Genomic DNA, 25,642 nt, shown 5'->3' with positions numbered 1-25,642 from the left:
ATGAGCCGAGCCGCCACCAATTTGCAAATCGATTCCGCCCGCCTCTGGGGCTCCATCCACGAGACCGCGCAGTTCGGCGCGACGGCCAAGGGCGGCGTGCGGCGGCTGACGCTGAGCGCGGAGGACAAGCTGGTGCGCGACTGGTTCCGCAAGGCCTGCGAGGACGCTGGCCTAGAGGTGCACACCGATGCGCTCGGCTCGCAATTCGGCCTGCGCAAGGGTCGCGACATGTCGAAGCTGCCCGTCGGCATCGGCTCGCATCTCGACACCCAGCCCACCGGCGGCAAATATGACGGCATTCTGGGAACGCTCGGTGCGCTCGAAGTGATCCGCACGCTGAACGATGCCGGAATCGAAACCGAAGCGCCGATCTGCGTCGTCAACTGGACCAACGAAGAGGGCTCACGCTTCGCTCCCGCGATGATGGCCTCCGCCGCCTATGTCGGCGACTTCACCACCGACGACATCCTGTCGCGCAAGGACGCCGATGGCACCACCGTCGGCCAGGCGCTCGACGGCATCGGCTATCGCGGCGACAAGCCGGTCGGGTTCCAGAAGCTCGGCTGCTTCGTCGAGCTGCACATCGAGCAGGGCCCGATCCTGGAGGCCGAAGGCAAGACCATCGGTGTGGTCGATTCCGGCCAGGGCGTGCTCTGGTACGACGGCAAGATTTCCGGCTTCGAGAGTCATGCCGGATCGACACCGATGCCGCTGCGGCGCGATGCGCTGGCGACGCTGTCCGAGATCGTGCTGGCGATGGAAGCCATTGCGAGGAAGCACGGGCCGAAGGCAGTCGGCACCATCGGCGAGGCCGTGATCGCAAACCCTTCACGCAACGTCATTCCCGGCGAGATCGCCTTCACCATGGATTGCCGCAGCGCGGATGACGCGATCATGGATGCGCTCGATCGCGATCTTCGTAGCGCGATTGCCGAGATCGCCGCACGCCGCAAGGTCGAGGTGAAGATCGACCTGGTCTGGCGCAAGCCGCCGACGCATTTCGATCCGAAGCTCATTGCAGCGGTGGAAAACGCGGCGAAGACGCTCGGCTACTCCTCTCGCCGCATTACCTCCGGCGCCGGCCACGACGCCTGCAATCTCAACACAATCATGCCCGCCGCAATGGTGTTCGTGCCCTGCAAGGACGGCATCAGCCACAACGAGCTGGAAGACGCTACGCAGCCCGATTGCGCCGCGGGCACCAACGTCCTCATGCACACGGTGCTGGCGATCGCCGGCGTCGCATCCTGACCGGAGAGAATCATGCGCGGAGTTTTCGTCGACGCCAATGAAGCCCTCGCCGTGATCTTGGAGCGGCTGGAGCAACCGGGCGATCCCAAGGTGCGGATCCACAGGGATCCCGACATCAAGCCCGAGCAATATCCCGAGATCCTCGACGGCGCCGAGATCGCGATCGTCGACCACACCGCGCTGCCGACCGATGTCGCAAAGAAGTGCGCGGGGCTGAAGCATGTCGTGTTCCTCGGCACCGGCGCGCGCAGCTACATGAACCCGGAGGAGCTCGCTGAGCTCGGCATCTCCGTGCACCTGATCAAGGGCTATGGCGACACGGCGGTGGCGGAATGCGCGATCGCGCTGATGTGGGCTTCGGCCCGCGTCATCGCGATGATGGACCGCGAGATGCGCGGCGGAAACTGGCTGCGCGAAGACGGCATGCAGCTCACGGGCAAGACGCTCGGCCTGATCGGCTTCGGCGGTATTGCCGCGGAGGTCGCGCGCATTGCCTCGGGCAGCGGCATGAAGGTGATCGCCTGGAACCGCTCGCCGAAGAGCTATCCGGGCGTGGAATTCGTCGATCTCGATTCGGTGTTGGCGAGAGCAGACGTCGTATCGCTGCATCTGCTGCTCAACGACGAGACGCGCGGCATGATCACCCGCGAGATGATCGCGAAGATGAAGCCGGGCGTCATCCTCATCAACACCGCCCGCGCCGCCGTCGTCGACGAGGCCGCCATGATCGATGCGCTGAAGTCGGGCCACATCCGCCATGCCGGCCTCGACGTCTTCAACATCGAGCCATTGCCCGGCGATCATCCGCTGACCAAGCTGCCGAACGTAACGTTGTCGGCGCATTCGGCGTTCCGGACCCCGGAGGCGAGCGAGAACCTCATTTATGCGGCGTGGGAGCACTGCCGCCGGATCGTGAAAACGTAGGGTGGGTTAGCGAAGCGTAACCCACCACCCTCGACGTTCGCGAAGACAGAAGAGGTGGGTTACGGCTTCGCCTAACCCACCCTACGCACCGCAATCTTGGAAAGGGATAAGAGCGCCAACAATGGCCGACTATCGCACCATCAAGGCACAGCCGCTCATCGAAGCCATCAGTGCCATCGTCAAGGCCGGCGGCTCCACGGACCGCGAGGCCGAGCTCGTGTCCACCAATCTGGTCGAGGCCAACCTCAAGGGACACGACTCGCACGGCGTCGGCATGATCCCGCGCTATGTCCAGAGCGTCACCACGGGCGGCCTCGCCGTGAACCGGCACGTCAAGGTCGTGCTCGACACCGGTCCGCTGCTCACGCTCGACGGCCTCACCGGCTACGGGCAGGTCATCGGCCATGAAGCGATGGAGCTCGCAGCCGAGCGCGCCAAGCGCAACGGCGTGTGTCTCGTCGGCCTCTCGAATTCACATCACATCGGCCGCATCGGCCACTGGGCCGAGCAGTGCATCGACCACGGACTGGTCTCGATTCACTTCGTCAACGTGATCTCGCGCCCGATCGTGGCGCCCTGGGGCGGCAGCGATGGGCGCCACGGCACCAACCCGTTCTGCGTCGGCATCCCGCGCGCGGGCAAGGACCCCATCGTGCTCGACTTCGCCACCAGCAGGATCGCGCAGGGCAAGACCCGCGTCGCCCACAACAAGGGCGTCGAGCTCGAGCCCGGCACCATCATCGATAACGAGGGCAAGCCGACCACCAACCCGCGCTACACCGTGATCCCGCCGTACGGCGCCATCCTGCCGTTCGGCGAGCACAAGGGTTCGGGACTCGCGCTGGTGTGCGAAATCCTCGGCGGCGCGCTCTCCGGCGGTCAGGTGGTCAAGGGCCCGTCCGATGGCAAGTACAACGTCCTCAATGGCATGCTCTCGATCATCATCGATCCGGCCAAGCTCGGCACCGCGGAGAATCTCGCGCGCGAAGTCGAGAGCTTCGTCGCGTGGCACACGGGCTCACCGCCGGCCCCCGGCGTCGACAAGGTGAAGATCGCCGGCGAGCCCGAGCGCGAGACGAAGAAGAAGCGGCTCGCGGAAGGCATCCCGGTCGATCCGACCACCTGGCGGGATATTTTGCTGGCTGGGAAAACGTTTGGGCTGGATCAGGCGGCGATCGAGAAGATCGCGGGGTAGTGAGACAGAGCACGCGGCTCTTCCCTTCTCCCCTTGTGGGAGAAGGTGGCGCGAAGCGCCGGATGAGGGGTCTCTCTCCACGAAGAGAAATGCACAATTGAGAGGTCTGTCTCCGCGGAGACAACCCCTCACCCGTCTTCGATGCTTCGCATCGAAGCCACCCTCCCCCACAAGGGGGGAGGGACAGGAGCGCTCTAATCCACCATGTCCGCGACCGCCTTGCCGCAAGCCGTGGTGTCGGCGTTGCCGCCGAGGTCCTTGGTGCGGAGCGTGCGCTCGGCCAGCGTGCGCTCGATCGCATCGACGATCGACTTGCCGGCTTCCTTCTCGCCGAGATGTTCGAGCATCATCGCGCCGGACCAGATTGCGCCGATCGGATTGGCGATGCCCTGCCCCGCGATGTCGGGCGCCGAGCCGTGCACCGGCTCGAACACCGACGGGAAATTGCCCTCGGGGTTGATGTTGCCTGATGGCGCGATGCCGATGGTGCCGGTGCAGGCCGGGCCGAGATCGGACAGGATGTCGCCGAACAAATTGGAGCCGACCACGACGTCGAACCAATCCGGGTGCAGCACGAAATTCGCCGTCAAAATATCGATGTGGTACTTGTCCCACTTCACGCCCGGAAACTTCTTCGCCATCGCCTCCACGCGCTCGTCCCAATAGGGCATGGTGATGGAGATGCCGTTCGACTTGGTCGCCGACGTCAGGTGCTTCTTCGGCCGCGACTGCGCGAGTTCAAACGCGAACTTCAGGATGCGATCGACGCCGATGCGGGTCATCACCGTCTGCTGCGTCACGAACTCACGGTCGGTGTCCGGGAACATGCGGCCGCCGACGGAGGAATATTCGCCTTCGGTGTTCTCGCGCACCACCCAGAAATCAATGTCGCCGGGCTTGCGGTTGGCCAGCGGCGACGGCACGCCCGGCATCAGCCGTACCGGGCGCAGATTCACATACTGATCGAACTCGCGGCGAAACTTGATCAGCGAGCCCCACAGCGAGACGTGATCCGGAATCTTGGCCGGCCAGCCGACCGCGCCGAAATAGATCGCGTCATGCTTGCCGATCTTGTCCTTCCAGTCGTCCGGCATCATCTGGCCGTGCTTCTCGTAATAGTCCCAGGACGAGAAGTCGAAATGATCGAAATGAAGGGACACCCCGTGCCTCTTCGCCGCGGTCTCCAGAACGCGCAGACCCTCCGGCATCACTTCCTTGCCGATGCCGTCGCCAGGAATGACCGCGATCCGGTATTGTTTCTTGCTCATCGAGAACGTCCTTGATTGCTCCGGCAGCCGCCGCCTTTTTGACCGCACTGCAATGGACCAAACGCGGCGGCAGTGCAACGCTGCACTGCAATGTTGACCATGGCGCGGCCGACCGCCTACTGATTTTATTCCCGTTCCTCTCCTGCGAGTGACTCCCATGGATCTGCATCTGCGTGGCAAGCGCGTCCTGATCACGGGCGCGTCCAAGGGCATCGGCGCAGCTGCCGCCGAGGCCTTTGCCGAGGAAGGCTGCCATCTCCTCCTCGCCGCCCGCAACGGCGATCAGCTCAAGGCTCTGGCCGAGCGCTTGCGCTCGGCGCACCAGATCGATGCCGCCACGAGCATCGTCGATTTGCGCAAGAGCGAGGATTTGACGCGGCTCGCCAAGGAAGCCGCCGACATCGACGTGCTCGTCAACAATGCCGGCGACATTCCCGGCGGCTCCATCGACAAGATCGACGAGGCGACCTGGCGGCACGCCTGGGAATTGAAAGTGTTCGGCTACATCAACCTCACGCGCATGATCTATCCGCAGATGAAGGCGAAGGGCGGCGGCGTGATCGTCAACGACATCGGCGCCGCCGGCGAGAAATTCGACGCCAACTACATTTGCGGCAGCGCCGGCAATGCCGCCCTGATGGCCTTCACCCGCGCGCTCGGGGGCAAGAGCCTCGCCGACAACATCCGCGTGGTCGGCATCAATCCCGGCCCTGTCGGCACCGATCGTCACGTCACCCTGCTGAAGACCCGGGCAAAGCACCAGTTCGGCGACGAGAGCCGCTACAAGGAATTCCAGAAGAGCCTGCCGCTCGGCAGGCCTGCGCATGCGCGCGAGATCGGCGACCTGATGGCGTTCCTGGCGTCGGATCGCGCGGGCTACACGTCCGGCGTGATCTACACGGTGGACGGCGGCATCAGCGCGGGCTGGGGTTGATTAATCTCGTCATTGCGAGCGCAGCGAAGCAATCCAGAATCTTTCCGCCTTGACAGACTGGATTGCTTCGCTGCGCTCGCAATGACGCTTGAACAAGTACAGGAGTAAAATAGTTGTCTCAAGAGTTGATCCGCGAAACCGCCTGCACCGTCGTCGACAAGCTGCGGTCCGGCGACGTCTCGCCGCTGGAACTGTTGGATGTGCTGGAGAAGCGTATCGGCGAAGTCGACGGCAAGGTCAACGCGCTGCCGACGCTGTGCTTCGATCGCGCGCGGGATAGCGCAAAGGCGCTGATGCGGAAGCCGGCCGGTGCGCGCGGATTACTCGCAGGCCTGCCGGTGCCGATCAAGGATCTGACCGACGTTGCTGGCGTGCTGAACACCCAGGGCTCGCCGATCTTCAAGGACAATGTGCCCAAACAGTCCGACCTCATGGTGGAGAACCTCGAAGGTAACGGCGCGGTCGTCTACGCCAAATCCAACACGCCGGAATTCGGTGCGGGCGCCAACACCTTCAACGAGGTGTTCGGCGCAACGCTCAATCCCTGGGATACGTCCAAGTCGGCAGCCGGCTCGTCAGGCGGCGCGGCCGCTGCGCTCGCGACCGGCATGGCCTGGCTCGCGCAGGGCTCGGACATGGGCGGCAGTCTGCGCAGTCCGGCAGCTTTCTGCGGCGTCGTGGGGATGCGGCCGAGCATCGGCCGGGTCGCGCATACTCCAAAATCAGCCATCGATCGTAATCTCGGCGTCGTCGGTCCGATGGCACGCAACGTCGAGGATCTCGCGCTGCTGCTCGACGCCATGAGCGGCGACTATGCCGCCGATCCGCTGTCGCTGCCGGCGCCGTTGACCTCGTTTCTCTCGGCGGCGCAGTCAGGCAGCAAACCGAAGCGCATCGCCTACTCGCCAGACCTCGGTATCACGCCGGTCGATCCCGAAGTCAAAGCAATCACGCGAAAGGCGGCGGAACGCTTTGCCGAAGCCGGCGTCATCGTCGAGGAGGCACATCCGGACTGGCGCGAGGCGCATGAGTGCTTCCACGTGCTGCGCGCGTTCGACTTCGCGATCAGCAAGGCACAGCTGCTGCGCACCAAGCGCGACCTGCTCAAGCCCGAAGTGATCTGGAACATCGAGGAAGGCCTCAAGCTTACGATCGAGCAACTCGAACGCGCCGAGGCGCAGCGCGTCGGCATGACCGCGCGTGCGGTCGAGTTCTTCAAGAGCTACGATCTGCTGCTGGTACCGACCACCATCGTGCCGCCCTTCCCGATCGAGCACCGCTATGTCGCCGAATGCGCCGGCAAGAAGTTCGACAATTACGTCGAGTGGCTCGGCATCGTCTATGCGATCACGCTCGCCTGCTGTCCCGCGCTTTCGCTGCCCTGCGGCTTCACGGCGTCGGGCCTGCCGGTCGGACTGCAGGTCGTCGGGGCTCCGCGCGCTGATGCGCAGGTGATCGCCGGCGCGAAGACGCTGGAGGATATCTTGGGCGTGCGTGGCACGACGCCAATTGATCCGCGGGTGAAGAACTAGGTCTCCGCTCTCGTGCCCCGGATGCGGCGCAGCGTTTCGCGTAGCACCTTGTCCGGGACAAGAGAGATACTCACCTTTCGCTTGCCGCCTCCAGGCTCCGGCTATACCGCGACATCGCGAAGCAGAAGACAAAATAGATCCCGGCGACGAAGATGTAGACTTCGACGGAGAATTGCTGCCACGCCGGATCGATGATCGCGGTCTTGGCCGTCGTCAGCAGGTCGAAGATACCGATGATCAGGACCAGGCTGGTGTCCTTGAAGAACGCGATGAAGGTGTTGACCAGCGGCGGGATGACGTGACGGATCGCCTGCGGCAGGACGATCAGCCGGTTCTTGCGCCAGTATGACAACCCGAGCGCATCGGCGGCCTCGTATTGCCCGCGGGGCACGGCCTGGAGGCCGCCGCGAATGACTTCGGCCAGGTAAGCGCCCGCGAACAGGATGATCGCGACCTGCGCGCGCAGGAGCTTGTCGATGTTGAATCCGTTCGGCATGAACAGCGGAAACATCACGCTCGCCATGAACAGCAGACTGACCAGCGGCACGCCGCGGATCAGCTCGACATAGAGCACGCTGAGCGAGCGGATCGCCGGCAGTTTTGAGCGCCGGCCGAGTGCGACCAGGATGCCGAGCGGGAAGCCGAAAGCCAGACCAAAGGTCGCCAGGATCAGCGTCACCGGGAGGCCGCCCCAACGGTCCTGCGAGACGAACGACAGGCCGAGTATGCCGCCCCACATCAGCATGCTGATCAGCGCGAGAGCGGCGATCCAGAGATAGGCCAGCTCGCGCCGCCATAAGGCGCGGCGGGTGGAGAGATAGAACAGGGCGATGAACAGCAGCACCGCCAGCGCCGGCCGCCACTGCTCGTCGAACGGATAGGTGCCAAACAGGATGAAGCGGTATTTCTCGGGGATGATCGCCCAGCATGCACCGACGCCGCGTACCGCGCGGCAGGCGCTGGAATCGTTCGCCGGGGTGAGCCAGACCGCATTGGCGATGCCCCACTGCGCGAAGCTAAAGAGGCCCTTTGCGAGCACTGCCAGCAACACGACCGAGAGAATGCCGTTCGGGATAGACGAGAACAAATTGGTGCGCAGCCAGCGCAGCACCGGATTGCCGATCTGCGGGCGGCGGGCGGCGCGCGGTACTTCCGGAATGTCGGCGATCGCCGTCATGGTCAGCGCTCCACCAGCGCGATGCGCGAATTGTACCAGTTCATGAAGAAGCTGATGCCGAGGCTGATGGTGAGAAACACCGCCATGATCAACGCAATGGCCTCGATCGCCTGCCCGGTCTGGTTCAACGTCGTGTTGGCGATCGAGACCACGTCCTGATAGCCGATCGCCACCGCGAGCGAGGAGTTCTTGGTCAGGTTGAGGTACTGGCTCGTCATTGGGGGCACGATGACGCGTAGCGCCTGTGGCAGGATGATCTGCCGCAGCATGAAGCTCCGGCGCAGTCCCAGCGCATTGGCGGCATCCCACTGGCCGCGCGGCACCGACTGGATGCCGCTGCGCACGATCTCGGCGATGAAGGCCGAGGTGTAGGTGACGAGCGCGATCAGCAACGCGAAATATTCCGGCGCGAGCGTCAGCCCGCCGACGAAGTTGAAGCCGCGCAGCTCCGGCCATTCGATCGTCCAGGACACGCCGAGAAGCACGGACACCGCCGCAGGCAGCACAACAAGCAAGCCGAGTCCAAAAGGCCAGGACGGCCGCGGCTTGCCGTCGCGCATTTGCTGCGCGATGAGCCGCCGCCGGATGACGTAGAACACGACAAGCCCGAACACTGCCGCGCCGAGCACGCAAAGCTGCGGCGTCCCGATCGGAATCGCCGGCAGGATCAACCCGCGATTGGACAGGAACACGCCCTCGATCGGCCGCCATGCCGCGCGCGCTGCCGGCAGCGCCTGCATCAGCACGTACCAGAACAGGAGCTGGAGCAGCAGCGGGATGTCGCGGAGCGTTTCGACATACACTGCGGCGAGCCGCGACAGCAGCCAATTGACCGACAGCCGCGAGATGCCGATCACCGTGCCCAGGATGGTTGCAAGCACGATTCCGATCACGGCAACGCGCAGGGTGTTGGCGATGCCGACGACGAAGGCCCAGAGATATGAGTCTCTCGGATTGTAGGCGAGCAGGCTGTCGGAGATGGGCATGCCGGCCTCACGGCCGAGGAAGGCAAAACCGGTCGTAATGCGGCGCGCGGAGAGATTGGTGACCGTGTTGGACCAGAGAAAGGCGATGACCGCGACTGCGATCCCGACCACCAGGGCCTGCCAGAACAGGCCTTTCAGCTCGCGTTGTCCGAAAGCGCCAAAGAAGCGGCGGCGCGGCGGCGGTCTCGGAGCGTCTGACGTCACAGCACAAAAATCCTTCTCAAGACGACGATTTCCGGCGGCGTACGTCAAGTGTTGCACCAAACTCCACTTTGTGCAACAAATGTTTCATGGCCGAGCCCGCGAAATCCTCGCCGCTGAGCGAACTGCGCATTGCATTGCCATCGCTTCCGATGCGGTTGCAGGAGGTCGGGCGTTTCGTCGCGGCCAACGATTACGACGCCACCACGCGTTCGATGCGCGATCTCGCGGCGGTTGCCGGCGCCGATCCCGCCGCGTTCACGCGGCTTGCCAAAGCGATCGGTTATTCGGGCTGGGATGAATTGCGCGCGGCGTTGACGGAGGCGCGGCGCCCCTCGCAGATCGCGCCCTTCTCCGGCCGCGCCAGGAGCCGCCGCCACGGCCCGAACGCCGATGTCGCGCTCGTCACCGACAAGCTCGAGGCCGAGGCCGCCGGCCTTCCGCGCATCCCGGCCCAGCCGATTGCCGAGGCGGCGCGCGCGCTCCACGACGCCAAGCGGATCTGGATCACCGGCTACCGAAGCTGCCGCAGCGTCGCGGAACTGCTGAATTACGAGCTCCGGCTGTTTCGTCCCGAACAGGTGCAACTCGTCGGCGCGGCCGGCCCCGACGATCTCGACCTCGGCGCATTCCGGCCCGGCGAAGCTGTCATCGTCATCGGCTTCATGCCCTACACACATGCCAGTGTCCGGGTCGCGCAGGCCGCCTATCGTGCCGGCGCGGCCCTGATCGCGATCGCCGATAGCTCTTCGGCGCCGATGGCTGAAGGCGCCGACCACGTGCTGCTGTTCGAAGCGGCTTCCTCTCCCGGCTTTTTCCCGAGCCTGACCGGCGCCATTGCGATCGCCCAATCGCTCGCGGCCGTGACGTTCTCGCTCGGCGGCACGGCCGCGAAGAAGCGCCTGGAGAATACCGAGGCGCGGCTGGCCGCGGCTTCAACTTACGTATCAGAGAAAGGTTGACCCATGGCCGCTCGCACCAGCCGCGTGCTGCATCGCTCGCTGCGCGAAACGCCGCCCAAGGCAATCGGCGGCGAAGGCGTCTATCTCTTTGCCGAGGACGGACGCCGCGTGATCGATGCCTCCGGCGGCGCGGCGGTCTCTTGCCTTGGCCACCAGCATCCACGCGTCATCGCGGCGCTGACGAAGCAGGCCTCGACACTGGCGTACGCCCACACGGCGTTCTTCTCGTCCGAGCCGGCCGAGGCGCTGGCCGAGAGGCTGGTCGGCCATGAGCCCGGCGGCCTCGCCTACGCCTATTTCGTCAGCGGCGGGTCGGAAGCGGTCGAAGCCAGCATCAAGATCGCCCGGCAATATTTCATCGAGCGCGGCGAGCCGCAGCGGCAGCATTTCATCGCCCGGCGCCAGAGCTATCACGGCAATACGCTCGGCGCGCTGGCTGCCGGCGGCAATGCCTGGCGGCGTGCGCCTTATGCGCCGCTGCTCTCCGACGCCTTCAGCCACGTGACCCCGGCCTTCGCCTATCACGAGAAGCACGATGGCGAATCCGATGCGCAATTCGTCGCCCGGCTTGCGGCCGAACTCGAAGCCGAGTTTCAGCGCCTCGGTCCCAATACGGTCGCCGCGTTCCTCGCAGAGCCCGTCGTCGGCGCCACCGCAGGTGCCGTGACCGCGCCGGACGGTTATTACAGGGCGGTCCGCGAGATCTGCGACCGACACGGTGCCCTGCTCATCCTCGACGAGGTCATGTGCGGCATGGGCCGCACCGGCACCACGCATGCATGGGAGCAGGAAGGCGTGGCACCCGACATCCAGGCGATCGCCAAGGGCCTCGGCGGCGGCTACCAGCCGATCGGTGCAATGCTCACCAGTGGCAAGATCATCGACGCCATTCGCGCCGGCTCGGGCGCCTTCCTGCACGGCCACACCTATCTGGCGCATCCCCTCGCCTGCGCTGCCGCGCTCGCGGTGCAGGACGTGATCCGCGAGGACGGCTTGCTCGACCGGGTCAAGGAGCGCGGCAAGCAGCTCGAGCAGCGGCTCACCGAGCGTTTCGGTAACCACCGCCATATCGGCGACATCAGGGGCCGCGGCCTGTTCTGGGCGATCGAGCTTGTCGCCGATCGCGGCAGCCGGACCTCGTTCGATCCCGCGCTGAAGCTGAACCAGAAGATCAAGGCGGAGGCCCTCGCCGACGGCCTCGGCTGCTATCCCGGCGGCGGCACCGTGGACGGCGTCCGTGGCGACCACGTGCTGTTGGCGCCACCCTATATCGTTTCGGCTGACGAGATCGATCTGATCGTCGACAAGCTCGGCACGGCTGTCGACAACGTATTGCGTCGTGTCAATCACTGAGGGGAGAATAACATGATGAGGAAAGTGGTTATCATAGCCGGCGTGCTCGCGGCATCGACCGTGGTCGCATCGGCGGCGACGCTCGACACTGTGAAGGGCCGCGGCACGCTGATATGCGGCGTCAGCGCCGGTTTTGCCGGCTTCTCCGCGCCGGACTCGCAAGGCAATTACAAGGGTCTCGATGTCGATTATTGCCGCGCGCTCGCCGCCGGCGTGCTCGGCGATGCCAGCAAGGTGCGTTACGTCTCGCTGACCGCGCAGAACCGCTTCACCGCGCTCCAGTCCGGCGAGATCGACGTGCTCTACCGCAACTCGACGCAGACCTATCTGCGCGGCGTCACGCTGGGCCTGCGGCAAGGCCCAATCAACTTCTACGACGGTCAGGGCTTTGTGGTGAAGAAAGACCTCGGCGTGAAGGAGATCAAGGACCTCAAGGGCGCCACCGTCTGCGTCGCGCAGGGCACCACGCATGAGGTCACGCTCGGCGATTACGGCCGCGCCAACGGCATCGACTGGAAGCCGCTGGTGTTCGACCGCGTCGACACCATGTACCAGACCTTCTTCGGCGGCCGTTGCGATGCCATGACCCAAGACGCTTCCGCGCTCGCAGGCGCCGTGACGACCGCGGCGCCGAACCCGGCCGACTACGTCGTGCTGCCGCAGACCATCAGCAAGGAGCCGCTCGGCCCCTTCACCCGCAATGGCGATGAAGTCTGGAGCGACATCATCACCTGGCTGCATTACGGCTTGATCGAGGCCGAAGAGCTTGGCGTCACACAAGGCAATGTCGACGAGATGGCGAAGTCGCAGACGCCCGCGATCCAACGCCTGCTCGGTGCCTCCGGCGATCTCGGCTCCCGGCTCGGGCTCGACAACAAATGGCTGGTCACGGCCATCAAGGCCACCGGCAATTACGGCGAGATCTACGAGCGCAATGTCGGCAAGGCGAGCCCGCTCAAGCTCGAGCGCGGCCTCAACGGCCTCTGGAGCAAGGGCGGCTTGATGTACGCGGTGCCGTTCAAGTAAACGCCTCTCGTGTCCCGGACGCGCTGCAGCGTGCAACGCTGCTGCGCAGAGCCGGGACCCAGCGGCCACAATGGGCCCCGGCTCTGCGGCGCAATACTCCGCATTGCGCCGCGTCCGGGGCACGAGATCTACCAGGTAGTAACGTTCAATGCCGACGTCCCTTCGCATCGCCCTGATCCACGCCCTCAAGCATTCCATCGCCCCGATCGAAGCTGCGTTCGCGAAGGCGTGGCCGGAAGCGCGGCTGATGAACCTGCTCGACGACAGCCTGTCGGCGGATCTGGCGCGTGAGGGCAAGCTCAATGATGCCATGACCGAACGCTTTCTTGTGCTCGGTCGCTACGCCGCGGCGACAGGCGCGGATGCGATCCTGTTCACCTGCTCGGCCTTCGGTCCCTGCATCGAGGCGGTTGCGCGCGCGCATGCGCCGATGCCGGTGCTCAAGCCGAACGAAGCCATGATCGAGCGGGCAGTGACGATGGGCCGGCGTATCGGCCTGCTCTCGACCTTCGCGCCGACGCTGGCCTCGATGCCGCCGGAGTTTCCTGCCTCTGTCCAGGTCGTGCCCAAACTTGCCGAAGGCGCGCTGGCCGCACTCGACCGTGGCGACCGCGCTACGCATGACCGGCTGATCGTGGAATCCTCACATGATTTGCGCGATTGCGACGTCGTCGCGCTCGCGCAGTTCAGCATCGCGGCAACTGCGCCCCTCGTTGCAGAAGCTACCGGTCGCCCTGTCGTGACCACGCCTGACAGCGCCGTCGAGAAGCTGATGAAGCTGTTGGCGGCGAAGGCTTAAGCGCCGGCCTTTTTCCGGCGTCGCGCGCCCTTGATCGCCGCCGCAAGCGCGGCCTTCGTTTCGCTGACAAAATCCTCGACAAGGTCCTCGCGCGTGGCATGGGCCGCCTCGCCGGTGAACAGCCCCTGCTCGGCCAGCATCACCACGCCATGCAGCGCCGCCCAGATCTTGAGCGCCTGCCGCTCGCGCAGGTAATCGACTGCCGGAGCTTCCAGTGCCTCGATCACGAGCGCAAACGTTTCGCGTGTCGCTTCGTGCAGCTCGCTGCCTTTCGCCGCACACGACACCGTGCGCGAAGCGAACATCAAGCGGTAGATGCCATTGCGGCGTAAGCCGAAATCCAGCGTCGCCTGCGCCAGCAGCGACAGCTTCGATCGCTTCGACGGCTTTGCCATCGCCGCACGCAGAAGCGCGCTGAGCTGCCGGAACGCCTCCGCCGTCACCGCCGCAAGCAGCGCCTCGCGATCGGCGAAATGCCGGTAGGGCGCCGGCTGCGAGACACCCAGCTGCTTTGCCAGCGCCTTGATGCTGATCGCCTCCGTCCCGCCCTGCTCGGCTTCGCGCAGCGCGGCCTTGATCAAGGCGTCGCGGAGATCGCCGTGGTGGTAGGTATTCTCGGGCTTGCGGGCAAGTTGTGAACGCATGTTGCGCAGAGCCTATAAGTTTGCGCTTGACAGGGGAAGCCTGCCGCGAATGTAATAGCCTATAACTTGAACAAAAACGCAAATGGGAGCGCGCGCCGCCTTCGGGCTGGAGCGCACACGACCGAGGAAGCCGCCATGACAGAGCGACTGAGGGTTCACGTCGATCCCGACAGATGCCAGGGGCACGCGCGCTGCAACGCGCTGGCGCCGGAGCTGTTCGAGCTCGACGAATACGGCAACGCCCACGAGGCCGGCGACGGCACGGTCCCACCCGGCCTCGAAGACAAGGCCTGGCTTGCCAAATCCAATTGTCCGGAAATCGCGATCGACGTGATCGAGGAGTAGCGCGTCCCGCCTCTGCCCGCGTGCCTTCCGCGACCACGAGCCCCAAGGGATTTCGAGATGTCCGACATCAGCCAGCCCGCCGCCCATCCGCCCGTGACCGACTGGGTCCATGATTTCGACCACACCGATCCGCAATGGACGGAAGATCCCTTCCCGATCTGGGACGAGCTGCGCGCCGCAAGCCCGGTCGTGCATACCGAGCGCTTCCTCGGCTGCTACCTGCCGACGACCTATGAAGCGGTGCGCGAGATCGCCAATGACAGTGAGCATTTCTCCTCACGCCGCATCATCGTCCGTGACGTTCGACCGGAGATCACCAGCAGAAACTCCGCCCCGCCGATCACGTCCGATCCGCCGGTGCACAAGCCAGCCAAGCAATTGCTGCTGCCGCCGTTCACGCCGGACGCGATGAAGAAGCTGGAGCCGCGGGTGCGCGCGATCTGCAACGAGTTGATCGACGGTTTCATCACGGAAGACCGACTGGACGCGGCAGAGCGCTACACCAAGCACATTCCGGTTCGCGCGATCGCACACATGCTCGGCATCCCCGAGACAGACAGCGATCTCTTCATCCGCTGGATCCACATGATCCTGGAACTTGGCATCAAGGATGAAAACACGCTGCTCCAGGCCGTGCAGGAGATGACCGTCTATTTCAGCGCCCACATCGAGGCGCGCAAGACCAAGCCGACCGACGATCTTATTTCCTACCTGATGAATGCCAGGGACAAGGACGGCAATCCGCTCGAGGATTCGCATGTGCTGGGCTCGTTGCGCCTGCTCCTGATTGCCGGCATCGACACCACCTGGAGCGCGATCGGCTCCTCGCTCTGGCACCTCGCCCGGACGCCCGCCGACCGCGAGCGCCTGGTCGCCGAGCCCGGGCTGGTCCCGACCGCGGTGGAAGAGCTGCTGCGGGCCTATTCGCCGGTGACGATGGCGCGCGAAGTGGTCAAGGAGACAACGGTCTCAGGCTGCCCGGTCAAGCCGGGCAACATGGTGCTGCTGTCCTTCCCGGCCGCCAACCGTGACCCGAAAATGTTTCCGGATGCTGACAAGGTCGTGATTGATCGCCGCGAGAACCGCCACGCCGCGTTCGGCCTCGGCATCCACCGCTGCGTCGGCTCGAACCTTGCGCGCATGGAGATGCAGGTTGCGCTGGAGGAATGGCTGAAGCGAATTCCGGACTTCGCCCTCGATCCGGCAGGCACGGTGACCTGGTCACAGGGAACCGTCAGAGGCCCCCGCCAGTTGCCATTTTTGCTTGGAAAGGCGATGTAGACCTCTCCAAAGAGCAATACCGAGAGGCCGGACGTGACTGAGCAAATAACCCGACCGGCTTCCGACCATATTGACGTCGCCGACGCCAAGCGCCGGATCAAGGCGATCTTCATCGGCTCGATCGGCAATCTCGTCGAGTGGTACGACTTCTACGCCTATACCGCGTTCGCGCTCTATTTCGCTCCCGCCTTCTTTCCCGGCAACGATCCTGTCGTCCAACAATTGAATGTCGCCGTCGTATTCGCGGCGACATTCCTGATGCGGCCGTTGGGCGGCTGGCTGTTCGGCTATATCGCCGATCATTACGGGCGGCGCATCTCGCTGACGCTGTCGGTCGTCTTCATGTGCTTCGGCTCCCTGATCATCGCGTTGACGCCGACCTACGCCACGATCGGCTTCGCCGCGCCGGTGATCCTGGCGCTCGCCCGCGTCATCGAAGGCTTGAGTCTCGGCGGCGAATACGGCGCCAGCGCCACCTATCTCAGCGAGGTCGCCGACCCCAAGCACCGCGGCTTCTATTCGAGCTTTCAATACGTCACCCTGATCGGCGGCCAGCTCACCGCGATCATCGTGCTGCTGCTTCTGCAAAAAATCTTCCTCACGCCGGAGGAACTGAGAGCCTGGGGCTGGCGCATCCCGTTCGCGATCGGTGCTGCGCTCGCGATCTTTGCTGCAGTGATGCGGCGCAATCTGCACGAGACTGAAGCGTTTGAAGAGGCCAAGAAGGTGGTGAAGCCGACCGGCTCGATCACGAACCTGCTGAAGTATCCGCGCGAGCTTTTGCTCGTGGTCGGCCTGACCGCCGGCGGCACCGCCGCGTTCTACACCTTCACCACTTACATGCAGACCTTCGTCAAGCTTTCGGTGGGGCTGACCGAGGACCAGACCACTTTCGTGATCTTCGGCACGCTGATCTTCGCAACCATCCTACAGCCGATCTATGGCGCCATCTCCGACAAGATCGGCCGCAAACCGCTGCTGATCTCCTTCGGCGTCGCCGGCACGCTCGCAACCGTGCCGCTGCTGATGACGCTGAAGGAGACCAAGTCGCCCTTCATCGCGTTCATCCTGATCTGCGGGGCCTGGCTGTTCGTCGCCGGATACACCTCGATCAACGCCGTAGTGAAGGCCGAGCTGTTCCCGACCAATGTCCGCGCCCTCGGCGTCGGCCTGCCCTATGCGATCACCGTCTCGATGTTCGGCGGCACGGCGCCCGCGATCGCGCTCTATTTCAAGAGCATCGGGCATGAGGAGTGGTTCTACTACTATCTCGCCGGCGTCATCTGCCTGTCACTGATCATCTATTCCACCATGCGCGACACCAAGCACGCCTCCGCGATGCATCGCCACGAGTAGCCGATGGCCGAAGACAACGAGCCGCCCGACAGCAAGCTGACGCGCACCAAGGAGAGATGGGCGCGCGAAGGCCGTTTTTTGACCGGCAAGATCGCGCGACCGGAAGATCAGCGCCTGCCGCCCGGCCAGCATCTGACAAAAGACTGGCCGGTGCTCGATCTCGGCGTCGTGCCGCCGGTTTCGCGCGAGCGCTGGCGGCTCGATGTCTTTGGCGCGGTCGAGAACCCCGTGTTCTGGACCTTTGCCGAGTTCGTCGCCCAGAACCAGGCGCAGTTCACCTCCGACATCCACTGCGTCACCACCTGGTCGCGCTACGACAATGAGTGGGAGGGGCTCGCCACGCGCGAGCTGCTCGCGGCCTGCCGGCCGCGCGAGGACGCGCGCTTCGTCGTGTTGCATTCTCACGACGGCTACACCACCAACCTCGCGCTGGACGACTTTGCCGCCGAGGATGCATTGCTCGCCCATAGCTGGTCCGGTGAGCCATTGTCGGACGAACATGGCGGCCCGGTGCGGCTGGTCGTGCCGCATCTGTATTTCTGGAAAAGCGCCAAATGGGTTCAGTCGATTGAATTCCTGACCGAGGACGCTCCGGGCTTCTGGGAGGTCCGCGGCTATCATAATCGCGGCGATCCCTGGGCAGAGCAGCGCTATTCGGACGATTAGGTTCAAGCAAGGACGGGGGAAAGCCCATGTCGACGGAACGCTTTCAGTTCACGGGCGAAGGCGGCCATCAGCTTTCGGCCACGCTCGAATTGCCGGACGGCGAGCCCGGGGCCTTCGCGCTGTTCGCGCATTGCTTCACCTGCGGCAAGGACACGCTGGCCGCCAAACGCATCTCGGTCGCACTCGCAGCCAAGGGTATCGCGGTGCTGCGCTTCGACTTCACCGGGCTCGGCTCCAGTGAAGGGGATTTCGCCAATTCGACGTTTTCCTCCAACGTGGCCGATCTCGTGCGCGCGGCCGATCATCTGCGTAGCGTCCGCAAGGCGCCGTCAATCCTGATCGGTCACAGCCTCGGCGGCGCCGCGATCCTTGCGGCAGCAGGACAAATCCCGGAAGCCAAGGCGGTTGTGACCATTGCGGCACCATCCGATCCCGCCCACGTCACCGGCCTGTTCAAAGAGCATCTCGACGACATTCGCATGCAAGGTGAGGTCGAAGTCTCGCTTGCGGGACGCCCGTTCCGGATCAAGCGCGAATTCCTCGACGATATCGCCGAGCACGAGCTGATGAAGGACGTCACCGGCCTGCACAAGGCGCTGTTGGTCATGCATTCTCCGCTCGACGATACCGTCGGCATCGACAATGCGACGAAGCTCTTCGTCTCCGCTCGGCATCCCAAGAGCTTCGTCTCGCTCGACCACGCCGATCATCTGCTGAGCAAGCCGGCCGACGCGCTCTACGCAGCCGACGTGATCGCGGCCTGGGCGAGCCGGTACATCGACACGGCGAAGCCTGCGAAGGCGATGGATCTCCCCGAGGCACCGCGCCGGGTCGTGGTGCAGGAGACCCGCAAGAGCAAGTTCAACCAGGTCGTCACCGTCGGACCGCATCAGCTCATCGCGGACGAGCCGGTCGCCGCCGGCGGCGAGGATGCCGGCCCTGGTCCCTACGATCTCCTGCTCGCTGGCCTCGGGGCCTGTACTTCAATGACCATGCGTCTCTATGCCGACCGCAAGTCGCTGCCGCTCGATCGTGTCACCGTCTCGCTGAAGCATTCCAAGATCTATGCAAAAGACTGCGCGGAGTGCGAGACGCGCGATGGCATGCTCGACCAGATCGAGCGCGACATCGCGATGGACGGCGCGCTCGATCCCGAGCAGCGCAAGAAATTGATGGAGATCGCCGACAAGTGCCCGGTGCACCGGACGCTGACCTCGGAAATCCGCATCGTGACCAAGGCTGTGGACTAGCGCGATTGCGCTAGAAGCACGACGCCATCGTCCGCAATGCCGCGGTGATCTCGCTTTCGCGCCAGGCCGCGAAGCCGAGCAACAGACCGTGATCGCGCGGCCTGCCCAGTGCCAAGCCGGACAGGGCACGCGTTTCAACGCCCGCTTCGACCAGCCGCTTGACCGCCGTCTGATCGGCGCGACCGCGCTTGAGGCGCGCAACGAGCTGAATGCCGCCCGGGGGCACTTCGGCAGAGAGCACGTCGCCCAAATGGCCGGCTAGTCCCTCCACGAGGTGATCGCGGCGGGCGTGATAGAGCCGGCGCATCCGGCGCAGATGCGCCAGGAAATGCCCGTCGGCAATGAACTCGGCCAGCGCCTCCTGGATGTGGCTCGCGGCGATCAGTCCGATGTGCCGCTGTACGATCTCGAGAGTACCGACCAGGGCCCGCGGTACGACGAGATAGCCGAGCCGGATGTCCGCGGTCATGACTTTGGAGAACGTGCCGACATAGAACACGCGGCCATGGGCATCGAGTCCTTGCAAGGCCGGCACCGGCCGGCTGTCGTAGTGGAATTCGCCGTCGTAATCGTCCTCCACGATCCAGGTCTTGCCGGGCCTGCTCAGGCCAAGAAATTCCGTGCGGCGCGATAGCGACATCAGGCGACCGGTCGGGTGCTGGTGCGACGGCGTCATGAAGATCAATGTCGGGGTCGCCATCCCCGGAATCCGCTGCATGCCCTGCTCGTCCAATCCTATCCCGGTCACGCGCGCACCGGACGCGCGGAAGGCGGCGGCGGCGCCGGGATAGCCGGGATCCTCGACCCAGACCTCGTCACCGGGCGTGATGAGGGCAGCCGCAATCAAGGTCAGCGCAGCCTGTGCGCTCGGCAGAATCAGGATCTGATCCGCCGTCGCGCGCACGCCCCTGCTGGTCGCGAGATAATGCGCCAGCGCCTCGCGCAGGCGCGTCCGGTTGACCGGTCCGAGCTCGCGCTTCGCCGCGCGCACGGCGCTGCGGCGCAGGCAACGCGCCCAGACCTCGTTTGGAAACTCCCTGAAATCGCCGTGCCCGGGACGCAAGGGTCTTAGTCGCGCCTGATAAGACATCGGCCAGTCGGTCTGCGTGAGGCTCGACGCCCAGGGCGAAAGCCGCGGCTTGCCAGGGCGCATGCGAGATGCGACGGCGCCCGCCTCTGCGACGCGCTCGCCCCCGTCGACCGTGACCATCGGACGGCGGCCGCGCGAGGCTTCGAGATATCCCTCGGCGGCGAGCTGCTCGAACGCATAGCTGACGGTGTTGCGCGAGACGCCGAGATCGCTCGCAAGCCGGCGGCTCGACGGCAGCGTGCGGCCTTTGCCGAGACGGCCCGTCGCGATCAAGCTTCGGAGCTGGCTCGTCAGTTGAGCCACCAGCCCCTCGTCGTCGGACCGGTTCAGGTCGATCAGAGCGGAGATCATGCTTTCCGGAACTGGCACCTTAATCCTTTCCGATCTGGCACTTTTTCAGGCGCCAAGCGGGATGCTATTCGCTGGACTGGACTGCTTCAAGGACCTCCGAGATGAACTCCCTTTCCCCCCGCGCGGCCGTCGGCCTGTTCCTCATCGTCGTGCTGGCCTGGGGCGTGAACTGGTCGGTGACGAAGCAGCTCGTCCAGTTCCTCCCGCCCCTGTGGACGTCGGCAATCCGGAGCTGGATCGCGCTGGCCGGATTGTTCGCGATCCTCGGATTGAGCAACAATCTGGTGATCCCGGAGCGGCGCGACATTCCGGTAATCCTCAGCGTCGCACTGCTGCACATGACGGTGTTCTCGGTGCTGGTTGCGACTGGTGTGCGCTTCCTGCCGGCGAGCAAGGCCATCGTGCTGGGCTACACCACGCCGCTCTGGGTCGCGATCGCCGCGCCGCTGCTCGGGAAGGACACGCTGACCGCGCCAAAGCTGGCCGGCGCCTTGCTCGGGCTGATCGGCCTTGCCGTGATCCTGAATCCGGCATCGATCGACTGGACCAACACCAACGTCGTACTCGGCGCCGGCATGATCATCCTGGCCGCGATTTCATGGGCCGCGAACATCATCTACATCCGCGCGCATCGCTGGATCGCGTCCCCGCTCCAGCTTTTGATCTGGCAGGTGCTCGTGGCGACGATCGTGCTGACGGGATCGGCGGCCGTCACGCACGGCCTGCCGCACGCGGAATGGTCGTGGAGGCTCGTGCTGCTGTTCCTGTATTCCGGCTTGATCGGGACGGCGCTGGCCTATTGGGCGATGTCGATGGTCAACAAGAGCATCTCGGCGCTGACGACGTCACTCGGCACCACCGGGACGCCACTCGTCGGCATCGCCAGCGCTGCAATCCTGCTGGGTGAGCCGATCGACATGAGTCTTGTGATTGCGGCCGCGCTGATCGTTACCGGCATCGGTCTCGCAACGCTCGGCGATCGTCTGCTGCGCGGTCAGGCCACCGCGAGAGGCTGAACGCGCAGCATCCCGCGCAGGCCAGCCGTCGTGCCGAGCAGGATGCCGGCGACGGCGACGAACGACCCCAGCGCGAGCGTCGACACGCCGGTGAGCCCTTGTCCGATCGAACAACCGAACGCCATCACGCCGCCGATGCCCATCAGCGCGGCGCCACCCGCCGATCGCAGCATGTGGCGTGGCGAGGAATAGCCTTCGAGATGGAAACGGCCCGTCGCAAGCGCGGTGACCAGACTGCCGGCGAAGACGCCGGCAACTGTCGTGATGCCGAAGTTCAGCGTCAGGCCGGTCGAGAGCATGGCATATTGCAGGCTGTCCGCGATCGGCGCGACGAAGGTGAGCGATGTCACCGGCACGGGGTTGAAATCATCCGCGCCGAGATAGCCGGTGACGAACCAGCCTCCGGCGACGAGGAGACCGACGATGACGCCGGCCGCAATCTGGCCGGGCGAACGCCGGAACGCTGGGTGCGCGAAAGCAAACAGGATCAGCACAACGACGACGACAGCAGCAGCCATCGCGCGCGAAACCGCTTCAGCCGGACCGAACACGGCCAACAGTGACGGCAGCGAATTCACGTTGACCGTGGTTTGCGAGGCCTGGACCAGCGCGATGCGCGCCGGCGCGATCAGGCCCTTGAGCGTCATCTGCGCGGCCATGGCGAGCACGACCACCACGACGAAGGAGCGGAGATTGCCGCGACCGAGCAGCACCAGCGCGCGCGAACCGCAGCCGTTCGACAGCACCATGCCGTAGCCAAACAGAAGTCCGCCGAGAAACAGCACCGGCACCGAAAAGGACTGTTGCAGGTAGATCGATTTGCCGAGATCTACCATGCCGTTGCCGGCGAGGAATTGGCTCGCTGCGGTCGCGACCGCGATCGCCAGCGCATAGGTTCGTACCAACCGCCCATCCCCGTCCGATAGCCAGCCGCGCATGCTGCTCATCAGGCAGAAGCCGCCGAGCAGGCCGACGGCGCCGTAAACCAGGCCAATGACGAGGCCGGCGAGGATGACGAGCTGGGTGGACGATTCCATCATCAAGGCTTCAGGATCACGCGATCCCGCGACGAGCCGGCAACGGCGACATAGGCCTCCTTCGCGCGTTCGAGCGGATAGACGGCGTTCGCCTTGATGGGGAACGGTTTCAGGTGCCCGCTCGCGAAGCCCTGGCCGAGGTCACGCAGCACAGCGCCCGTCGCGATCGACGACAGGCCGAGCGTGTCGATGCCGACATAGGTGTGTTGCCCGCGGTAGAATTCGAGGATGTTGAACTGCACGATGCGGTCGATCGCGGCGATCAGGATCTGGCGGCCGCGAAGCGCGAGCGATTTGTGCGCCGCCTGGAAATAGGGATCGCCGACCGTGTTGAAGACGATGTCGGCGCCTCTACCGTCGGTCAACTCGCGCACGCGTGGCGCGACGTCGGTCGCGGAAGCGTCGATCACCTCGACGGATGCGTTGGTGTGGCCCTCATAAGGTTCCGCCTTGCGCACCACGCCGATGACACGCGCGCCCTGCCAGGTCGCGATCTGCACCGCAGCTTGCCCGACCTTGCCGTTGACGCCGAACACCAGCACCGTTTCGCCGGGCTTTGGAATGCCGACGCGGCGAAAACCCTCCATCGCGGTGACAAAGGGCACGCCGATGCCGGCGGCCTCCTCCCAGGACACGGTCTTCGGCTTCTCCACCACCGCGTCGGATTCAACGACGAGATGGCTGGCGTGAGTGCCGTCGCGACGAATGCCGAGATCACCGGAGGAGCCGAACACCTCGCGGCCGATCGTACCGGCCGGCCCGTCCATCACTACCCCGGCGTAATCGCGGCCGGGCGTGCGCGGAAACACGGCATAGGGCATCAGCCCGGTCGCGGCCTTGACGTCGGAGGGATTGACGGCAGCGGCCTTGATCTCGATCAGCAGATCATTCGGACCGCGAGCAAGCGTCTCACGCTCGACCGCCGGCGCGATCATAGCCGCGCTTTCGGCCTTGGCATTGAGGCGCACGCAGCGCGCGTCGACGGCTTTGGGAACGGCTGTTGACATGGAAAGACCCGCGATTTCTCGCGGGCCTTGTCGCCCTTGAAGAGACCCAAGTCAACCTGCCTCCCCTCATCCTGAGGAGCCGCGCCAGCGGCGTCTCGAAGGATGAAGGCCCGCATTGCAGCATCCTGGCCTGCATGGTTCGAGACGGCGCTACGCGCCTCCTCACCATGAGGGGTAAGACCTAATCCTTCGGCCGCTTGTCGTAGAGGCGCTTGGCCTTGCCGAGCGAGCGCTCCAGCGTGGCCGGCGCAACCACGCTCACCCTGGAGCTGATGCCGATGGTGTTCTTGATGTGCGTCGAGATCCGACTCGCATGGTCGAGGAGACCCCGGCCGTCCCAACTCTCCGGCCGCGCCTCGGCAATGATGGTCAGCTCGTCCATGCGGCCTTCCCGGGTCAGCTCCAGAATGAAATGTCCGCCGCACCAGTCGGTGGCGAGGAGAACCTCCTCGATCTGGGTCGGGAACAGATTGACCCCGCGCAGGATGATCATGTCGTCGGAACGTCCCGTGACCTTCTCCATCCGCCGCATGCCCGGTCGCGCCGTGCCCGGCAACAGCCGCGTCAGGTCGCGGGTGCGATAGCGGATCACTGGAAAAGCTTCCTTGGTGAGCGAAGTAAAGACCAGTTCGCCCTTCTCCCCGTCGGGCAGCACCGCACCGGTGTCGGGGTCGATCACTTCGGGATAGAAATGATCCTCCCAGATATGCAGTCCGTCCTTGGTCTCGATACATTCCTGCGCAACGCCGGGCCCGATCACCTCGGAAAGACCGTAGATGTCGGTCGCGTCCATGTCGAAGGCGTCTTCGATCTCGCCGCGCATGGCATTGGTCCAGGGCTCCGCGCCGAAGATGCCGACCTTGAGCGAGCACTGGCGCGGATCGAGCTTTTGGCGCTTGAACTCGTCGAGGATCGCAAGCATGTAGCTCGGCGTCACCGTGATGATGTCGGGCCGGAAGTCGTTGATGAGCTGCACCTGTCGTTCTGTCATCCCGCCGGAGATCGGCACCACGGTGCAGCCGAGCTTTTCGGCGCCATAGTGCACCCCTAACCCGCCGGTGAAGAGGCCGTAGCCATAGGCATTGTGGATGATCATGCCGGTGCGGCCACCGGCGGCGCGGATCGAGCGCGCCATCACGTCCGACCATGTGTCGATATCGCGTTGCGTGTAACCCACCACGATCGGTTTGCCCGTCGTGCCGGAGGACGCATGCACGCGCACCAGCTTCTCACGGGGCACGGCAAACATGTTGAAGGGATAATTGTCGCGCAGATCCGTCTTCACCGTGAACGGAAATTTCGCAAGGTCCGAGAGCTCTCGAAAGTCCGACGGATGCACGCCGGCCGCGTCGAAGGCCTTGCGATAATGCGCGACGTTGTCGTAGGCGTGCTTCAGCGACCAGGCCAGCCGCTCCGTCTGCAGCGCCATGATCTCGTCGCGCGATGCGCGCTCTTGCGCATCCAGCTCGGCCTTATAGGTGTTGCCACCTTCCTTGAGCCTCGTCAGAGCCATCCTCGTTTCCCCGTATCATTGCTTTTCGTTATTGATCCTGCGCCGGCAGCCAATTTCCGGGAATGGCCCGCGAATGCCCGCGGAATTCGGCGATGACTGTATCGCCGGCGGTGACGCGCACGTCATAGATGCCGGAGCGGCCGCCGCGCGTAACCTCGCGGGCCTTTGCGATGAGGCGATCGCCGAGCTTGCCCGGCTTGATGAAGGTGATCTGGCCCTGCGCCGCCACGACGCGGTCGTTGTGCGAGTTGCACGCGAAAGCGAAGGCGGAATCGGCCAGCGTGAAGATGAAGCCACCGTGGGCGATGCGCTGGCCGTTGACCATGTCCGGCCGTACAGTCATGGCGAGCGTCGCATAACCTGGTCCGATCTCGACGATCTCCATGCCGAGTCCTTTGGAGGCATCGTCCTCCGCCCACATCGCATTGGCGCAGGCGCGGGCAACATCCTCGGGCGACAAGGCGGCTTTGACGTTCAC

Annotated in this window: 25 protein-coding genes; 16 read left to right on the top strand and 9 right to left on the bottom strand. The window is 64.7% G+C overall.

Features of this window, described 5'->3' with window-relative positions:
• The 3 genes from AC0L3A_RS18185 (at position 1) to AC0L3A_RS18175 (ending at position 3,370) form a co-directional block, all read left to right on the top strand.
• Positions 1-1,251, top strand: a complete 1,251-nt coding sequence (locus tag AC0L3A_RS18185; protein ID WP_007593747.1) for a Zn-dependent hydrolase — start codon at positions 1-3, stop codon at positions 1,249-1,251.
• A gap of 12 nt (positions 1,252-1,263) precedes the next feature.
• A complete protein-coding gene (locus AC0L3A_RS18180) occupies positions 1,264-2,175 on the top strand; it encodes an NAD(P)-dependent oxidoreductase (protein ID WP_007593749.1) in 912 nt (303 codons plus the stop codon).
• 121 nt (positions 2,176-2,296) lie between these two features.
• Positions 2,297-3,370 (top strand): malate/lactate/ureidoglycolate dehydrogenase, encoded by a 1,074-nt coding sequence (locus AC0L3A_RS18175; RefSeq protein ID WP_007593751.1) that lies wholly within the window; start codon positions 2,297-2,299, stop codon positions 3,368-3,370.
• Between the two features lie 194 nt (positions 3,371-3,564).
• Here the strand turns inward: AC0L3A_RS18175 and AC0L3A_RS18170 are convergent, their stop codons facing one another.
• On the bottom strand, positions 3,565-4,638 hold the full coding sequence (locus AC0L3A_RS18170) for a tartrate dehydrogenase (RefSeq protein WP_007593753.1): 1,074 nt from the start codon (positions 4,636-4,638) through the stop codon (positions 3,565-3,567).
• 11 nt (positions 4,639-4,649) lie between these two features.
• Between AC0L3A_RS18170 and AC0L3A_RS18165 the strand changes: the two genes are divergently transcribed.
• The 3 genes from AC0L3A_RS18165 to AC0L3A_RS18155 all read left to right on the top strand — a co-directional run bounded on the left by AC0L3A_RS18165 (position 4,650) and on the right by AC0L3A_RS18155 (position 7,104).
• A complete protein-coding gene (locus AC0L3A_RS18165) occupies positions 4,650-4,790 on the top strand; it encodes a hypothetical protein (RefSeq protein ID WP_198288235.1) in 141 nt (46 codons plus the stop codon).
• Positions 4,791-4,795: 5 nt separating this feature from the next.
• Entirely contained in the window at positions 4,796-5,572 is a 777-nt protein-coding gene (locus AC0L3A_RS18160; RefSeq protein WP_007593758.1) for an SDR family oxidoreductase, read from the top strand.
• Positions 5,573-5,685: 113 nt separating this feature from the next.
• Positions 5,686-7,104 (top strand): amidase, encoded by a 1,419-nt coding sequence (locus AC0L3A_RS18155; protein WP_007593759.1) that lies wholly within the window; start codon positions 5,686-5,688, stop codon positions 7,102-7,104.
• Between the two features lie 70 nt (positions 7,105-7,174).
• On the opposite strand, the gene AC0L3A_RS18150 is transcribed toward AC0L3A_RS18155, so the two are convergent.
• Together AC0L3A_RS18150 and AC0L3A_RS18145 are read right to left on the bottom strand one after the other, a co-directional pair.
• Positions 7,175-8,281 (bottom strand): amino acid ABC transporter permease, encoded by a 1,107-nt coding sequence (locus AC0L3A_RS18150; RefSeq protein WP_219682666.1) that lies wholly within the window; start codon positions 8,279-8,281, stop codon positions 7,175-7,177.
• A 2-nt stretch (positions 8,282-8,283) separates the two neighbouring features.
• Entirely contained in the window at positions 8,284-9,471 is a 1,188-nt protein-coding gene (locus AC0L3A_RS18145; protein ID WP_473254868.1) for an amino acid ABC transporter permease, read from the bottom strand.
• 86 nt (positions 9,472-9,557) lie between these two features.
• Between AC0L3A_RS18145 and AC0L3A_RS18140 the strand changes: the two genes are divergently transcribed.
• From AC0L3A_RS18140 to AC0L3A_RS18125, 4 genes are all read left to right on the top strand, one after another.
• Complete coding sequence (locus tag AC0L3A_RS18140; protein ID WP_473254867.1) at positions 9,558-10,430, top strand: MurR/RpiR family transcriptional regulator; 873 nt, start codon at positions 9,558-9,560, stop codon at positions 10,428-10,430.
• 3 nt (positions 10,431-10,433) lie between these two features.
• Positions 10,434-11,783 carry an aspartate aminotransferase family protein gene (locus tag AC0L3A_RS18135; protein ID WP_007593772.1) on the top strand — a complete coding sequence of 450 codons (1,350 nt, stop codon included), beginning with the start codon at positions 10,434-10,436 and terminating at the stop codon, positions 11,781-11,783.
• A 12-nt stretch (positions 11,784-11,795) separates the two neighbouring features.
• Positions 11,796-12,809, top strand: a complete 1,014-nt coding sequence (locus AC0L3A_RS18130) for an amino acid ABC transporter substrate-binding protein (RefSeq protein ID WP_007593774.1) — start codon at positions 11,796-11,798, stop codon at positions 12,807-12,809.
• Positions 12,810-12,957: 148 nt separating this feature from the next.
• On the top strand, positions 12,958-13,608 hold the full coding sequence (locus AC0L3A_RS18125; RefSeq protein WP_007593776.1) for an aspartate/glutamate racemase family protein: 651 nt from the start codon (positions 12,958-12,960) through the stop codon (positions 13,606-13,608).
• On the opposite strand, the gene AC0L3A_RS18120 is transcribed toward AC0L3A_RS18125, so the two are convergent.
• The gene (locus tag AC0L3A_RS18120; protein ID WP_007593778.1) at positions 13,605-14,252 is read right to left on the bottom strand and encodes a TetR/AcrR family transcriptional regulator; all 648 of its coding nucleotides are present in this window, start codon (positions 14,250-14,252) and stop codon (positions 13,605-13,607) included. The genes AC0L3A_RS18125 and AC0L3A_RS18120 overlap by 4 nt on opposite strands.
• A gap of 135 nt (positions 14,253-14,387) precedes the next feature.
• On the opposite strand from AC0L3A_RS18120, the gene AC0L3A_RS18115 reads away from it, so the two are divergent.
• The 5 genes from AC0L3A_RS18115 to AC0L3A_RS18095 are packed head-to-tail and all read left to right on the top strand — an operon-like array spanning position 14,388 to position 19,150.
• On the top strand, positions 14,388-14,597 hold the full coding sequence (locus tag AC0L3A_RS18115; RefSeq protein ID WP_007593780.1) for a ferredoxin: 210 nt from the start codon (positions 14,388-14,390) through the stop codon (positions 14,595-14,597).
• 57 nt (positions 14,598-14,654) lie between these two features.
• Positions 14,655-15,878, top strand: a complete 1,224-nt coding sequence (locus tag AC0L3A_RS18110) for a cytochrome P450 (RefSeq protein WP_007593782.1) — start codon at positions 14,655-14,657, stop codon at positions 15,876-15,878.
• A 33-nt stretch (positions 15,879-15,911) separates the two neighbouring features.
• Positions 15,912-17,234, top strand: coding sequence for an MFS transporter (locus AC0L3A_RS18105; protein ID WP_473254866.1), 1,323 nt, complete (start codon positions 15,912-15,914; stop codon positions 17,232-17,234).
• Positions 17,235-17,237: 3 nt separating this feature from the next.
• Complete coding sequence (locus AC0L3A_RS18100; protein WP_473254865.1) at positions 17,238-17,900, top strand: sulfite oxidase-like oxidoreductase; 663 nt, start codon at positions 17,238-17,240, stop codon at positions 17,898-17,900.
• Positions 17,901-17,926: 26 nt separating this feature from the next.
• Positions 17,927-19,150 (top strand): bifunctional alpha/beta hydrolase/OsmC family protein, encoded by a 1,224-nt coding sequence (locus tag AC0L3A_RS18095; RefSeq protein WP_007593789.1) that lies wholly within the window; start codon positions 17,927-17,929, stop codon positions 19,148-19,150.
• 10 nt (positions 19,151-19,160) lie between these two features.
• Here the strand turns inward: AC0L3A_RS18095 and pdxR are convergent, their stop codons facing one another.
• A complete protein-coding gene (gene pdxR / locus AC0L3A_RS18090) occupies positions 19,161-20,591 on the bottom strand; it encodes a MocR-like pyridoxine biosynthesis transcription factor PdxR (RefSeq protein ID WP_473254877.1) in 1,431 nt (476 codons plus the stop codon).
• Between the two features lie 101 nt (positions 20,592-20,692).
• Here pdxR and AC0L3A_RS18085 point away from each other — a divergent pair, with 101 nt between their 5' ends.
• Positions 20,693-21,607 (top strand): DMT family transporter, encoded by a 915-nt coding sequence (locus AC0L3A_RS18085; protein WP_007593794.1) that lies wholly within the window; start codon positions 20,693-20,695, stop codon positions 21,605-21,607.
• On the opposite strand, the gene AC0L3A_RS18080 is transcribed toward AC0L3A_RS18085, so the two are convergent.
• The 4 genes from AC0L3A_RS18080 to paaI form a co-directional block, all read right to left on the bottom strand.
• Positions 21,586-22,644: a YeeE/YedE family protein gene (locus AC0L3A_RS18080; RefSeq protein ID WP_473254876.1), complete on the bottom strand. Its 1,059-nt coding sequence runs from the start codon at positions 22,642-22,644 to the stop codon at positions 21,586-21,588. The genes AC0L3A_RS18085 and AC0L3A_RS18080 overlap by 22 nt on opposite strands.
• A 2-nt stretch (positions 22,645-22,646) precedes the next feature.
• The gene (locus AC0L3A_RS18075) at positions 22,647-23,651 is read right to left on the bottom strand and encodes a quinone oxidoreductase family protein (RefSeq protein WP_007593798.1); all 1,005 of its coding nucleotides are present in this window, start codon (positions 23,649-23,651) and stop codon (positions 22,647-22,649) included.
• A 181-nt stretch (positions 23,652-23,832) separates the two neighbouring features.
• Positions 23,833-25,164 carry a phenylacetate--CoA ligase PaaK gene (gene paaK, locus AC0L3A_RS18070; protein WP_007593800.1) on the bottom strand — a complete coding sequence of 444 codons (1,332 nt, stop codon included), beginning with the start codon at positions 25,162-25,164 and terminating at the stop codon, positions 23,833-23,835.
• Between the two features lie 28 nt (positions 25,165-25,192).
• The gene (gene paaI, locus AC0L3A_RS18065) at positions 25,193-25,642 is read right to left on the bottom strand and encodes a hydroxyphenylacetyl-CoA thioesterase PaaI (RefSeq protein WP_007593801.1); all 450 of its coding nucleotides are present in this window, start codon (positions 25,640-25,642) and stop codon (positions 25,193-25,195) included.

This window comes from Bradyrhizobium sp. MI1.3 (genome assembly GCF_055811695.1).
Note: the sequence above shows the minus strand (reverse complement) of the source record. Positions and strands in the feature narration are given on the sequence as shown.

Excerpts from the sequence above, each read along its gene's own strand:
- AC0L3A_RS18185 (WP_007593747.1), top strand. The coding sequence starts at position 1 with ATGAGCCGAGCCGCCACCAATTTGCAAATCGATTCCGCCCGCCTCTGG.
- AC0L3A_RS18180 (WP_007593749.1), top strand. The coding sequence starts at position 1,264 with ATGCGCGGAGTTTTCGTCGACGCCAATGAAGCCCTCGCCGTGATCTTG.
- AC0L3A_RS18175 (WP_007593751.1), top strand. The coding sequence starts at position 2,297 with ATGGCCGACTATCGCACCATCAAGGCACAGCCGCTCATCGAAGCCATC.
- AC0L3A_RS18170 (WP_007593753.1), bottom strand. The coding sequence starts at position 4,638 with ATGAGCAAGAAACAATACCGGATCGCGGTCATTCCTGGCGACGGCATC.
- AC0L3A_RS18160 (WP_007593758.1), top strand. The coding sequence starts at position 4,796 with ATGGATCTGCATCTGCGTGGCAAGCGCGTCCTGATCACGGGCGCGTCC.
- AC0L3A_RS18150 (WP_219682666.1), bottom strand. The coding sequence starts at position 8,281 with ATGACGGCGATCGCCGACATTCCGGAAGTACCGCGCGCCGCCCGCCGC.
- AC0L3A_RS18140 (WP_473254867.1), top strand. The coding sequence starts at position 9,558 with ATGGCCGAGCCCGCGAAATCCTCGCCGCTGAGCGAACTGCGCATTGCA.
- AC0L3A_RS18135 (WP_007593772.1), top strand. The coding sequence starts at position 10,434 with ATGGCCGCTCGCACCAGCCGCGTGCTGCATCGCTCGCTGCGCGAAACG.
- AC0L3A_RS18130 (WP_007593774.1), top strand. The coding sequence starts at position 11,796 with ATGATGAGGAAAGTGGTTATCATAGCCGGCGTGCTCGCGGCATCGACC.
- AC0L3A_RS18125 (WP_007593776.1), top strand. The coding sequence starts at position 12,958 with ATGCCGACGTCCCTTCGCATCGCCCTGATCCACGCCCTCAAGCATTCC.
- AC0L3A_RS18120 (WP_007593778.1), bottom strand. The coding sequence starts at position 14,252 with ATGCGTTCACAACTTGCCCGCAAGCCCGAGAATACCTACCACCACGGC.
- AC0L3A_RS18115 (WP_007593780.1), top strand. The coding sequence starts at position 14,388 with ATGACAGAGCGACTGAGGGTTCACGTCGATCCCGACAGATGCCAGGGG.
- AC0L3A_RS18110 (WP_007593782.1), top strand. The coding sequence starts at position 14,655 with ATGTCCGACATCAGCCAGCCCGCCGCCCATCCGCCCGTGACCGACTGG.
- AC0L3A_RS18100 (WP_473254865.1), top strand. The coding sequence starts at position 17,238 with ATGGCCGAAGACAACGAGCCGCCCGACAGCAAGCTGACGCGCACCAAG.
- AC0L3A_RS18095 (WP_007593789.1), top strand. The coding sequence starts at position 17,927 with ATGTCGACGGAACGCTTTCAGTTCACGGGCGAAGGCGGCCATCAGCTT.
- pdxR (WP_473254877.1), bottom strand. The coding sequence starts at position 20,591 with ATGATCTCCGCTCTGATCGACCTGAACCGGTCCGACGACGAGGGGCTG.
- AC0L3A_RS18085 (WP_007593794.1), top strand. The coding sequence starts at position 20,693 with ATGAACTCCCTTTCCCCCCGCGCGGCCGTCGGCCTGTTCCTCATCGTC.
- AC0L3A_RS18080 (WP_473254876.1), bottom strand. The coding sequence starts at position 22,644 with ATGGAATCGTCCACCCAGCTCGTCATCCTCGCCGGCCTCGTCATTGGC.
- AC0L3A_RS18075 (WP_007593798.1), bottom strand. The coding sequence starts at position 23,651 with ATGTCAACAGCCGTTCCCAAAGCCGTCGACGCGCGCTGCGTGCGCCTC.
- paaK (WP_007593800.1), bottom strand. The coding sequence starts at position 25,164 with ATGGCTCTGACGAGGCTCAAGGAAGGTGGCAACACCTATAAGGCCGAG.